Origin of the sequence: Paenibacillus sp. YIM B09110, assembly GCF_037167145.1 — a bacterium.
GTDB lineage: Bacteria > Bacillota > Bacilli > Paenibacillales > Paenibacillaceae > Pristimantibacillus.
This window is the reverse complement of the sequence record NZ_JBANSP010000010.1, coordinates 44,195-57,057: the sequence shown is the minus strand read 5'-3', so window position 1 is coordinate 57,057 and position 12,863 is coordinate 44,195. Positions and strand designations below refer to the sequence as shown.

The following is a 12,863-nucleotide window of genomic DNA, read 5'->3' as shown; positions in this document are numbered from 1 at the left end:
GCGATGAAAGCCGCAGGTATGGTTAAGGAAACCGCTGGCGTACATTTGTTCGGGATCCGCCATTTGTCGCCCGCAGGCGCGATTCACCTGCGGCATTATCTGAATGAAATCAAGCCTAAGCTCGTGCTCGTCGAAGGGCCGGAAGACGCAACCCCGCTTATTGGCCATCTAACGAGAAGCGGCGTTATTCCGCCGGTTGCCATCTTAGCGTATACCGATCAATTGCCGATCCGAACGCTCATCTTCCCGTTAGCGCGTTATTCGCCGGAATATGAAGCGTTTCGCTGGGCGGCAAGCAACCGGGCAGAGGCGCGTTTCATCGATTTGCCTTCTTCCGCAGCGATTAGTATGCATCTCGGCAAACGCGATGCTATGGATGAGGGAAATAGGCAGGAAGCGAAGCAGCACTGGAGCAACGTTAACGAACGTTACGAAAAGGTAGCCGAGCTTGCCGGAGAGTTGGATTACGATTCGTATTGGGAACGATACTTCGAGCATTCGGCTGCTTCCGACACGTATAGATCTTCAATTGCTGCCTTCTCCGAGCAGATGAGAAGACTCAATGAGGAAGAGGAGCGAAGCAGCCTGCCGATCGAATCGGCTTCGAACGATATACGCGAAGCTTATATGCGCGGCAGAATTGCAGAAGCGCTCGCAAGCGGCGTTCCCGCTGATCGAATCGTCGTTGTAGCTGGCGCTTACCACATATCGGCGTTAACGTCCGATCGGCCGCCAATGACGGACGATGAGGCAGCAGCGCTCCCGAGAAGGGATACGAAGCTAACGCTCATGCCTTATTCGAACTACAAACTGTCGAATCATTCCGGTTATGGCGCCGGCAATCATGCGCCTGCTTACTTTGACCTCGCGTGGCAATGCCTAGAGGCCGATGATCCAAATAAGCTGGCGCCTCTTTATTTATCCAAGGTTGCCGGTTATATGCGTGAGAACGGTACATATCGTTCTGCTGCTTCGGTCATTGAGGCGGTAAGGCTTGCTGAGGCGCTGACATCGCTGCGAGGCGGACGACTGCCGGTATGGCGTGATTTGCGCGATGCAGCGATCGTGTGTCTGGGGCATGGGGAGCTGTCGGTTGTATCGGAAGCGCTTGTTAAGACGGATATTGGTACGATCATCGGCGCTTTGCCCGAAGGAGTCAGTCAGACGCCGATTCAAGACGATTTGAATCGCAATCTGAAGCTGCTTAAGCTGGACAAATACAAAAGCGCCGTAGCTGCCGATTTGGAGCTTGATCTGCGGGAGAATCGGCGAGTCAAGTCGGAAGAAGCGGCCTTCATCGATCTGCGCCGCTCCTTCTTCCTTCAGCGGCTGGCACTGCTTGGGATCAGCTTCGTCCGTAAGAAGTCCATTCGTCAGGATGGCGCGACTTGGGCTGAGCATTGGGTGCTTCAATGGTCGCCGGAAGCGGAAATTCAGATCGTTGAGGCGACACTGAAAGGCGAGACGTTAGAACTCGCAGCCGCATTCGCCATCAAGGAAGCGCTAGAGCAAAGTCCCGACCTGCGGACAGCCGCGGGGCTTGTGAAGCAAGCATGGGAATGCGGTCTTCCTACGTCAATGGAGGATGCCAGGCACATGTTGCAGCAGCTTGCGGTCGATGCAGGCGCTATTGAGCAGGTTGCCGGTGCACTAAGGGAACTGTCCGCGCTCATTCAGTTCGGCGATGTGCGAAAAGCGGATACAAGCGTGCTCATTCCGCTGCTGCAGCAATTGTTCCTAAGAGGGACATTACTGCTCGTGGACAGCGCAGCCTGCAATGACGAAGCTGCCACAGCTATAGCGGCTGCGATGATCGATATGCATGCGATCTCGCAGCAGCATTACGACGATGTGGATGACGAGCGTTGGCTGAAGCAGTTGGAGCTGCTCGCCTACCGGGACGATCGCAATGCGAAGCTGTCCGGTCTAGCTTTCGCCTTGCTGCTGGAGCGCAATCTGATCGATGCAGATCGGTTGGCGTCCGAAGTGTCTCGTCGATTATCGCCAGGTACGGACGCCGACACGGGCGCAGGCTGGTTCGAAGGCATGTCGCTTCGCAATCGCTACGTTCTGCTGTCGAGAAGACAGCTGTGGGAACAGCTCGATCTGTATATCCATTCCCTTGATGAGACCCAATTCCGTCGATCGCTCGTCTACTTGCGCCGGGCATTCAGCGGTTTCGAAGCGAGAGACAGAAGCATGGTAGCCGAGCTGCTTGGCGAGTTGTGGGGAGTCGGAGGTTTAGAGGGCGGAGATGCCTTGTCGCAGCCGCTGAGCGAGGAAGAGCAGCAAACATTATCCGAACTCGATGAGTTCGACTTTGGAGACTTTTAATATGGACGAACAACAACGGTTAGAGATGTTGAGAAGGTGGAGGCTCGTGCTCGGCCAAGCCGCAGAGCAGAAGCTTGCAGACATGGCAGGCGGAGGAGCGCTGCTTGATGATGAAGGCATTGCGATGGATGAAGCTTTAGCCGCCATCTATGACGGGTCATCGGGAGCAGAGGAGAACACAGCCGCTACTGGCCGCAGGTCTGCTGGTTTAGGATCGTCTGCCCCTAAGCTGACCAAGTGGCTTGGCGATGTGCGTTCGTTTTTTCCCGCGGACATTGTGTCCGTCATCCAAGGCGACGCTATTGAACGGAAAGGGCTGAAGCAGCTGCTGTTCGAGCCGGAGACGCTAAGACAGATCAAGCCCGACGTTCGCATGGTCGCTATGCTCATGTCGCTGCGCGGACGCATTCCGGAGCAGACGAAGGAAACGGCGCGACTGCTCGTGAAGGAAGTCGTCGACGATATTATGCAGCGGCTGCGTGATCAGATTACGCGCGCTGTCACCGGCGCTCTCAACAAGCGCAAGCATTCCCCGCTGCCTTCCTTCTCGGGGCTCGATTGGAAGCGTACGATAAGCCGCAACCTTCGTCATTACGATACGAACAGCGGGCTGCTTGTCCCTGAACGTTTCTATTTCTTCGATCGGGCGAAACGAAGCAGGGAGTGGACGGTCATACTCGATATTGACCAGAGCGGGTCGATGTCGGAATCGGTCATCTATGCGTCAATCATCGGTTCGATCTTCGCCAGTCTGCCGTCGCTTGATACTCGGGTAGTCGCCTTCGACACCGAAATCGTCGACCTAAGCGAGCAATGCGCAACTGATCCCGTCGATATGCTGTTCGGCATCCAGCTTGGCGGGGGTACGGATATTCATAAGTCGGTCGTTTATTGCGAGCAGTTCATAACCGATCCGAAGAAAACGCTGTTCATCCTCATCTCCGATCTGTATGAGGGCGGCAACCAATCGGCACTGATTCGCAGAATGGAGCATATGAAGCAATCGGGTGTAAGCGTGTTATGCTTGCTCGCCTTATCCGATAGCGGAGCGCCGTCGTATGATGCCGATCTGGCTAAGCGATTATCTGGCATGGGCATCCCAAGCTTCGCCTGCTCGCCGGACCGGTTAGCCGAGCTGGTAGAGGGAGCGCTGAAAGGCAAAGATTTGAAGGAGCTGGCAGCGACACTATCGCCGGTGAAGCGGTAAAATAGTACGTATGGAAAAGAAAAGGGCTGATCAATGTCATTCACGATGACTTTGGTTCAGCCCTTATTTTCATTTTCTTAAGCGGAAGGAGGAAGCTGGGTCAATGTCGGTTTCGCGTAACCTTCCTTATACGTGTCGTCAATGATTTGGCGAATCCGCTCCAGCTCGATGCCGTTTTCTTTCATTGCCGCAGTCTTCACAGCAATCTCCATGCACACGCCGCAGCGTGTACCGTGATCATCCCAAACAACGGAGCCATCTTCCTTTATTTCTGAAATAAAGCAATTGAGGTTGCTGCGATGTCCCGCGCTCTCGCCGCAGCCGCAATAACATGGAATATAGGGGAGCGTGTCGGTTAAAGAAGCTGCGACGGCGTAAGCCGTTCGTATCGTAGGTGAAGCTTCGACAAGAAAGGATGGGAATTCAGTAAGCGAAGCTGTCTGCTCTTGAAGATCGCCAGAAGCGGTAAGATGCTGCTCCTCATGCGCGGTTTCACCATTATGGGCCTCATGCGAGTTATTCGAGCAGCCGCCAAGCACAAACCCTGCTAGCACAAGAGCGTAAATAGCAGAGCGAATAGATTTATTCATTGAATCTATGACCCCTTTCTATGTAAGAAATATCTACTGACCAGTATATCATTAACCGAGGAATCCGCTTGAGCAAGATCGTGACAAATCCTAGACAAAGATAAACGCTATTTTTATAGTTACAGACTATCGCTATTACTGGTAAAATCTATAATGTAAGCGATTTCGTCCGAAAGGGGCATTATCGATTGTACAAGCTTCGTTTTTTTCGCCAAATGCCGCATCCGTTCAAAACAGGCACCCTGCGGCGAACGCTGGTCATTTATTTGCTTATTGCCTGCTTATTCCCGCCTATTCTGTTCTCGGTCTATACGTATTCTTCCTTGCATTCGATTCTCTCCAACAAAATACGCACCGGCATCTATGCCAGCCTTAAGCAAGAGGCGACAGGGCTCGAAAATCTGCTCAGCAATCTCGACTTTGTATCCAAGCAATTCGCGCTCGACGGGCAAACCGCGGAGAAAGTAAGCGAATATTTGAACACCGAGAGTTTAACCGAGAAAGCGGAGATGATGAAAGACATAGAGGCGAGTCTTAACATCGTTAACTTTACGAATCCGAATCTCGGTTTAACGGTCTATTACAGCCCTGGCCAACAAAATCCGATTTTGTTCACGAATCTCGCCGTTAGCAGCAGTTTTGGCGTTAATGACCTTCCCGCCTTCGTCCGCTACAACGGCGCCGTGTACTTCGGTCCTCATCGTACGCAATACAAAAACAGTACGAATATCGTTTTCTCCTCGATGCGCGAGCTGAAGACCGATCGTGTCGATTCGGCCTACATCTATTTGGAATCTAATTATAATTTATTTCGCAAAATTATGAACAGCGAATGGTACGGCATGAAGGTGTCGCATTACTTAATTAACGAGCAGGGAGAGGCGATCTTCGCTGATACCGGTACACCGCCGTTCGATCCTAGGCTGCTCCGCTGGGAAATGGCCGTGTCGGAGAGCAAGCTGTTCAAGGACCATTACCTGTTCGGATACGAAAGCGGACAAGGCTGGAAGCTAGTTACGGCTGTCGATCAAAGCATATTCAATCACGAGATCAATGCGTGGTTCATGCGCATGGGCTTGCTGTTCGTTGGTTCTTCAGGGTTAGCGGTGTTTATTGCGATGCTCATATGGCGTAAAGTATATGGCTCGCTTCGCAAGGTGAACAAAGAAATCGTCAAAATGACCGGCGATCGGGAAGCACCCGTCAGCTTTACGCAGATAGAGGAATTCGACCAACTGCTTGGCAACTTCCAAGTCATGAAGACGACCGTTAACGAGCTGATCCACGAGGTCGGCCGCAACGAACGAATGAAGAGCCAGCTGGAGACGGAGAAGCTGCTCAGCCAGATCAACCCGCACTTCCTCCACAATACCCTGAATACTGTGCAATGGTTAGCGAGATCAAATGGCCAGGAGGATATCGACCGCATCGTCACGCTGCTTGTTCAGGTGCTGCACTACAACATGGGCAAGCCTGGACTCATTGTAACGGTACGGGATGAGATCGAAGCGCTGCAAAAATATATCGAGCTGCAAAGCATCAGATACGAAGGAGAGCTCGAATTCCAGATCGACGTCGATCCTCGGATGAATCATATCCCAATCCCAAGGTTTTTACTGCAGCCGCTTGTCGAGAATGCGATCTATCATGGCAAAAATGAACAGTTTGGCATCATCCGCATTTCTATTCAGCAGACGGAGCAAGGGAAAATGCGCGTGGAGGTTGTCGATAACGGTCCCGGTATGGACGAGGCTACGCTGACGAGGCTGCTGAACACGGGGGAGGGAACGCCTGTTCTGGGCGGTATGGGCATAGGCCTTAACTACGTGCGCCGCTTGCTCGACCGTTACTACGGCAACGGCGATTTGCTCCACATCACGAGTGAACCTGGACAAGGAACCGTACTCTCCGTTGAAATACCGGCTGCTATCGAAGACGGAAGGATGAGATTTCATTGATGATTGAGAATCGAATAACGCGAGCTGCGAATCGTTTGGTGCTAACCGCCTGCATAGCCTTGCTACTACTAACGGGAGCTTGTAAAAATAACGAGTCCTCGCCTACTAATAACGAGGCAGAAGAGTCAGCCTTCAATCCGCCCGTTACGTTGCGGGTCGCCTATTCCTATTCAGACATTGAGTTGCCCGAGGGCGATTATGGCGACAATAATTTTTTGACACGGTATATTGAAGAAGAGACAGGTGTAATTATCAAATACGATTGGGAAGCAAGCGGTGAAGACAGCTACGAGAGCACGCTTGATCTAGCGATCCGCAGCAACGATCTTCCTGATGCTTTTATCGTGAATCGCGAGCAGTTCCGATTGCTGCAAGAGCAGCAATTGATCGAGGAGCTTACCGATATCTACCCGAAGTATGCCTCGCCGCTCGTGCAAGAAATTTACGAGGCGACTGACGGCCAAGCAATAAGGGAAGCATCAGCCGACGGAAGGCTGTATGCCTTTCCTAACGTAGCGATTGAAGCGGATGCGCCTTCTTACTTATGGATAAGACAGGATTGGCTCGACGATCTGAAGCTGCAGCCCCCGAGCACGCTAGAGGATATCGAGAGAATCGTCCATGCTTTCGTAAAAGAAGATCCGGATGGCAACGGGAGAGCCGACACGACGGGCATACCCGTAGAGAGAACGCTCGTCTATGGAGAGAAGACGGGGGTACACGGACTTAACAGCGTGTTTGCGGCTTATCATTCGTTTCCTCAAAGCTGGATTTATGATAAGCAGGGCAACGTTGTATATGGTTCGATTCAACCAGAGGCGAAGAACGCGCTTGCCAAGCTTGCGCAATGGTATAAGGATGGCATTGTCGACTCCCAATTTTTGCTGCGCAAAGACATTCAGGAGCTGATCTCGAACAATCAAGCCGGCGTCGTATTCGCTCCTTGGTGGGCGCCTTATTGGCCGCTTAACGGCTCGGTATCGACCGATACGAAGGCGGAATGGCGCGTATATGCGGCGCCGACCGATAAGGAAGGGATGTTCGTCACGAAGACAGCGCCGCTTACCGACCGCTATCTCGTTGTCCGCAAAGGCTACCCCTATCCGGAAGCCGCGTTAAAGGTGCTGAACATTTTAACGAAGCTGGAACGCAATCAAGACCCGGATTGGAAGGAAGCCGAACAGCTCCGATCGATCGCCGAACAATTGGGACCGCAGCTTCGCAATTATTATCCGTTTGATCTGCTGCTCGATTATCCGGATGCCGTCGTGAAGAGGCATGATCAATTAATTGTTGCGTTGAATGGGGAAATGGAGCGGGATAGTCTCGATACGGAGACAAAGTCGTTATATGATGATTTGCTGCAAGAAATTGAGCTCCCGCGCAAAAATCTTGAAGCTTGGAGCAGCTCTCAAGCGTACTTGTTGGGCGGTGCCGTCAGCAAAAAGCCGATGATCAAGGTGGAAAGTTTATTTTACGATACAACGCCAACGATGGAGAAGAGCTGGGCCGAGCTGCAGAAGCTTGAGAATGAAACGTATTTGAAAATAGTAACGGGCGAGCTGCCCATCGATGCTTTCGAGCAATTTGTCGTTGATTGGAACAGCCAAGGCGGTAATCAAATTACGCATGAGGTGAACGAAGAAGTGAGTAAAGCGCATGCCTCGGAACTGCCATGAATTGCTTCTAATAGGGTATAATGAGGTGCATAGACGAGACAAGATAGGATGGAGGATATGAATGAGCAATGATCCAATAAAAGTTCCATTCGGCTACGAGCCGCCGCCTGAGACGAGGAAAGGGACGCTTATTTTTTACGATTCCTTCGAGCAAATTAGTGAACAGGAGCTGGAGATTGCTGCGGCTGTAGCCAGGGACAAAGCTTTCGCGAAGTTCGTCCTGTATCCGCTGCATGAAGAGAGCGTTAGGCGGATGTCGAAGTCGCCGGTAAGCGCCTATTACAAGCGTGAAGACAGGCTTCATGAATGGAAGCGGGAATATGGCAGAAGCGACGTTATCGTCGATCGATTAGACGGCAAGAGGAAGAAATATACGCCAATCGATTCCGTCCTTCGGCATATCGCCGAGACGTATCCGGCGCCATACTTTCTGTACATGACGCCGGAGACTGCCAATCAGTTCGCCTCTTACTCCTCCTTCGAGGAGTGGATCGTGAAGCTTAGACTCATTATTTCGTCTGAGCCAGAGAGGCTTCATGCAAGATTAGCGGAGTATCGCCATCGTTGGGAGATCGTGGAACATTAGTTGATAGACGCCAGTCTTTTAGTCGTTCTCAAGTAATTCAACGAACCGTTTCGCGGGCATCGGCATGGAACGGCCTGCTCTAACGGCTACCCCGATTTCGCGCGGCGGCGGATTAACGTTAAGCTTTAACAGGTGCAGCTTACCTTCAGCCAGTTCATCCCGTACGAAGGATTCCGTAATGAACGCCGCGCCATATCCGCGCAAGGCAAATTCAATGAGCATATCGATACTGCTTAATTCAATATCCGCTTCCGCTTGTATACCTTGCGAAGCCAGCCATTGGTCGACGAACCGCCTTGTGCTGCTTCCTTGCGTTAAGAGCAGAAGCGGTATTTTTGTAAGTACGGACGGATCGTTAACCTCTGTCGTCCACTTAAGGAAGGCGTCGCCGACGACGAAACAATCTTGGATGGAGATGAGGGGACGAACGATCAGCTCGGGATCGGCGAAAGGAAGATGGACAAGCCCGACGTCGATCTGGCCTTCCTTCAGCCTCATGCGGATATCGGAAGATTTGCCTTGCGATAATCTGACACGTACATCCGGGTATTGAGCATGAAAGCGATCCAGTGGCGCAAGAAGCACATGCTTCATAATAGGACCGCTTGCTCCTATACGAAGCTCGCCAGCCGTCAGCTTACGCAAAGCGTGCATACGCTCTTCACCCGCGCCCAGCAAATGAAATGATTTTTCCACGTAATCGAGCAGAGCGGCGCCTTCAGCCGTCAATTGAACACCTTTAGATAACCGATCGAACAGCTTAATCTGCAAGCCTTCCTCTAGCTGCTTGATTGCATAGCTGACGGACGGCTGCGTAATATGCAGCTCGGCTGCAGCTTTGGTAAGGTTGCCCGAACGTGCTGTATGAAGAAAGATGCGATACCATTCCATATTCATTTGCATTGTGATATAGATCCTCTCTATGACAAGATGCCGTAATTACAATTTCATTTATTTCATATACTAAATTATAATGAAGCTATAAATCAAGCAGCATCGACAGGAGGCAACATATCATGCCAGGCAGTTCATATGGAGAAGCATTCAAAGTAACGACATTCGGTGAATCGCACGGCGAGTCGGTCGGCGTCATTATAGACGGGGTAACACCAGGCGTAGAAATCGATGAGCCCTATATTCAAGTGCAGATGGACCGTCGGAAGCCCGGACAATCATCGGTAACGACTCCGCGCAAGGAGTATGACATCATTAATATTATGTCGGGCGTATTCGAAGGCAAGACGACAGGTACACCGTTATTCATCATGCTGCACAACAAGGATATGCGACCGGAAGCTTATAGCGATATCCAGCATGCGTTCCGTCCTGGACATGCGGATTTCACTTATTTGAGCAAATACGGAATTAGAGATCATCGCGGGAGCGGGAGAGCTTCTGGACGGGAAACAGCCGGTCGTGTAGCCGCTGGCGCTGTTGCGCGTAAGCTGCTCGAACGCAGAGGCGTAAGCATCGTTGCTTACTCGAAGGAAATTGGCGGTATCAAGTGCGAATCGTTCGTGGAGGATTCAATCGAGAAAAACCCTGTGCGTGCTTGTGATCCAGTAGCCGCTGAGAAAATGGTGAAGCGAATCGAAGAGCTGGCAGCAGTAGGAGACAGCTGCGGAGGCATCGTTGAGTGCCGCATTCGCGGCGTGAAGCCTGGAATTGGCGAGCCTGTGTTCGATAAGCTCGATGCTGAATTGGCGAAAGCGATGCTGTCGATCGGCGCTATCAAAGGCATCGAATTCGGCGCTGGCTTCAGCGCAGCCGATATGCTCGGCAGCGAGCATAATGATCAGATGAACGCAGAAGGGTATTTGACCAACAATGCAGGTGGCATCGTCGGCGGCATCAGCAACGGGGAAGAGATCGTCTTCCGCGTCGTAGTGAAGCCAACCTCTTCGATCTCGAAGCCGCAGCAAACGATGAACGTCCGCGGCGAAGAACAAATTATCGTAACGGAAGGCCGTCACGATCCGTGCATTTGCCCACGAGTCGTACCCGTCATTGAAGCGATGGCATGCATCGTACTTGAGGATCTTATGAAACGCCAAGCAGCGCTGCATGATTAATTTATGTAGTTAAATAATGTGAGCTGAGAGCCATCCTAACCGCTTTGTGGTTGGGGTGGCTTTTTTGGTTTTTGAAAAAATCCCTATTCCAAATCTTTCATCTCGTTTCAATACGGACACAGATGACGCTAACTGGCAATTTAAAGCACTAATTCAACTCTAACGGACTCTATGGACACTAACTAATCAAACCTACCGCTTGAATTCGCTTGAACGCCAAAAGTGATCAAATAAGGGTTCTCATGTCCGTTACGACTCACGTTTGCCGTAAAAATCACTATTAAGGGTCGTACGGTCCGTAATATTAGAGTGCATACGAGACCTACGTGTTTATTTGTTAAAAGTACTACAAAAAGATGGTACTATCTGTGATTGCTCAATATTCCTTATACTGGAATTAAATTAAAGAATTGGAGGGGCTGGTTATGAGTGAACGCATGTTCAAACTCGGAACGATTATTTTGCCGTTAATAGGATTTATCGGCTTTTCGTCGTTCATATACATAGGCTTTGCTATTGATGAACATAGACAATTTTATTCTGTGTTGATTCTTACCGTTACTATTATTGCACTATGCCTTACGATAGTTGCGTTAATGCAGGTTATAAAGCCTAAGCGAATGCTTGTGATCACCAGTTGTAGCATGATTATCATCGGTATAGTGATTGGAGTATATCATCTGTATGCAACCTACTATGACAATATTGCAACAGTTAGTGAAAGAGGCATTGATTTGCATGAATATGCGCCATTTCGAGAGGGAACGAAAGCAGTACTGTTGGGTGAGCCTTCTGATCTAGTAATTACTGAGAATCTCCCCGTTCTGGATGGTGCTACGGCATTATATCCCCTTTACGCTGCATTTGCACAAGCCGCATATCCTGCTGGAGATTACCCTCCGTTCTCAGGAACAGTTTCAAGCAGCAGCACGCCTAATGCCTTCAATAACCTAATTAATGAAAAAGCCGATATTATTTTTACTGCCGAACCATCCAAAGATCAGCGTATACAATCCGAAAGGCTTGGTATTGATCTTCGCATGACGCCTATTGGTAAGGAAGCTTTTGTATTTTTCGTACATACTGATAATCCTATTGAGGGAGTTACGATTGAACAAATCAAACAAATTTATTCGGGTCAAGTTTCTAATTGGAATGAGATAGGCGGGGAAAGTGGAAAAATAAGAGCATTTCAGCGACCTGAGGGCAGCGGTAGTCAAACGGTTCTTCAGAAATTAATGGCAGGTGAGGCTCTAATAATTCCTCCGAAGGAAAATGTATCAGGCGGCATGGGAACAATGATTGAGCAAACATCAGACTACCGGAACTTTCCCAATGCGATTGGCTATTCCTTTCACTTCTACACGACATCGATGGTTAAGAATGGTGATATACGTCTGTTGAAAATTGACGGCGTCGCGCCGAATAAACAAACAATTGCTGACGGGAGTTACCCGCTAACAGCTAACTTCTATGCTGTAACGGCTGGATCCCATAATCCTAACGTCGCTTCCTTTATTGATTGGATACTTTCTGAACAAGGGCAGAGACTCATTGAACTGACTGGATACACGCCAATATCGAAGTAAATGCGCCTATCCATATTCCCATTTACATTTACTGTAATAATTGGATGACATCTATGAAAGTCACTTCAATTGATGGTTTATTTACGATTGTAGTGAAAGGAGGGAAGCCGCAGCTTCCCGATTCATTCTGATGTTATAAAGGCTATAACGATGTTATAACCTTATCGATGATTCCGTATTCAAGCGCTTCTTCTGCGGACATGAACGTATCGCGGTCCATATCCTTCTCGATGCGTTCTAACGGCTGACCTGTCCGTTCGGCAGCGATCGCGTTGAGCTTAGAACGGATACCGACGATCCGCTTCGCGCTAATGGCAATATCGCTTGCTTGACCTTGAGCGCCGCCATGCGGCTGATGGATCATGATCTCGCTGTTCGGAAGCGCGAATCGTTTGCCCTTAGCTCCAGCTAGCAACAGAATTGCAGCGAACGATGCCGCTAGACCGGCGCAGATCGTATGCACGGGCGGCTTCAAATATTGCATCGTGTCGAAGATAGCAAAGCCGGCCGTCGTCGATCCTCCCGGGCTGTTGATGTATAACGATATCTCTTTGTCAGGATCTTCGGCAGCCAAATACAGCATCTGCGCGATTATGCTATTCGCTACTCCATCATCAATGGCTGATCCCAAAATAATAATCCGATCCTTCAGCAGCCTCGAATAAATATCGTACGACCTCTCGCCGCGCCCCGTTTGCTCCACAACATAAGGTACATAAGAACTCATTTTCATAACCTCCATATGGCTGTAATTTCGATTTCGATACGTAAACGAATGGCATGCCGCCGAAGATACGGTTAACAAAAATATTTATTTGGCGTATCCTTATGATGAGTTCAATCGTTTA

10 protein-coding genes are annotated in these 12,863 nt (G+C 50.1%); 7 read left to right on the top strand and 3 right to left on the bottom strand.

Annotated elements, in window-relative coordinates; genetic code table 11:
- Window positions 1-3 precede the first annotated feature (3 nt).
- A complete protein-coding gene (locus V8F51_RS16215; protein WP_337101494.1) occupies window positions 4-2,334 on the top strand; it encodes a DUF5682 family protein in 2,331 nt (776 codons plus the stop codon).
- Window position 2,335: 1 nt separating this feature from the next.
- A complete protein-coding gene (locus V8F51_RS16210; protein ID WP_337101331.1) occupies window positions 2,336-3,541 on the top strand; it encodes a VWA domain-containing protein in 1,206 nt (401 codons plus the stop codon).
- Between the two features lie 77 nt (window positions 3,542-3,618).
- Here V8F51_RS16210 and V8F51_RS16205 read toward each other — a convergent pair whose 3' ends face one another.
- The gene (locus V8F51_RS16205; RefSeq protein WP_337101330.1) at window positions 3,619-4,131 is read right to left on the bottom strand and encodes a PCYCGC motif-containing (lipo)protein; all 513 of its coding nucleotides are present in this window, start codon (window positions 4,129-4,131) and stop codon (window positions 3,619-3,621) included.
- Between the two features lie 188 nt (window positions 4,132-4,319).
- Here V8F51_RS16205 and V8F51_RS16200 point away from each other — a divergent pair, with 188 nt between their 5' ends.
- The 3 genes from V8F51_RS16200 (at window position 4,320) to V8F51_RS16190 (ending at window position 8,354) form a co-directional block, all read left to right on the top strand.
- Window positions 4,320-6,089, top strand: coding sequence for a sensor histidine kinase (locus tag V8F51_RS16200; protein WP_337101329.1), 1,770 nt, complete (start codon window positions 4,320-4,322; stop codon window positions 6,087-6,089).
- Window positions 6,089-7,768, top strand: coding sequence for an ABC transporter substrate-binding protein (locus tag V8F51_RS16195; protein WP_337101328.1), 1,680 nt, complete (start codon window positions 6,089-6,091; stop codon window positions 7,766-7,768). Before V8F51_RS16200 ends, V8F51_RS16195 begins: the two co-directional genes overlap by 1 nt.
- A 61-nt stretch (window positions 7,769-7,829) precedes the next feature.
- On the top strand, window positions 7,830-8,354 hold the full coding sequence (locus V8F51_RS16190) for a hypothetical protein (protein WP_337101327.1): 525 nt from the start codon (window positions 7,830-7,832) through the stop codon (window positions 8,352-8,354).
- 18 nt (window positions 8,355-8,372) lie between these two features.
- Here the strand turns inward: V8F51_RS16190 and V8F51_RS16185 are convergent, their stop codons facing one another.
- Entirely contained in the window at window positions 8,373-9,245 is an 873-nt protein-coding gene (locus V8F51_RS16185; protein WP_337101326.1) for a LysR family transcriptional regulator, read from the bottom strand.
- Between the two features lie 125 nt (window positions 9,246-9,370).
- Between V8F51_RS16185 and aroC the strand changes: the two genes are divergently transcribed.
- The gene (aroC, locus tag V8F51_RS16180) at window positions 9,371-10,426 is read left to right on the top strand and encodes a chorismate synthase (RefSeq protein ID WP_337101325.1); all 1,056 of its coding nucleotides are present in this window, start codon (window positions 9,371-9,373) and stop codon (window positions 10,424-10,426) included.
- A gap of 425 nt (window positions 10,427-10,851) precedes the next feature.
- Window positions 10,852-12,015, top strand: a complete 1,164-nt coding sequence (locus V8F51_RS16175) for a PstS family phosphate ABC transporter substrate-binding protein (RefSeq protein ID WP_337101324.1) — start codon at window positions 10,852-10,854, stop codon at window positions 12,013-12,015.
- Window positions 12,016-12,157: 142 nt separating this feature from the next.
- Here the strand turns inward: V8F51_RS16175 and clpP are convergent, their stop codons facing one another.
- Window positions 12,158-12,742 carry an ATP-dependent Clp endopeptidase proteolytic subunit ClpP gene (gene clpP / locus V8F51_RS16170; protein ID WP_337101323.1) on the bottom strand — a complete coding sequence of 195 codons (585 nt, stop codon included), beginning with the start codon at window positions 12,740-12,742 and terminating at the stop codon, window positions 12,158-12,160.
- Window positions 12,743-12,863: the final 121 nt, after the last annotated feature.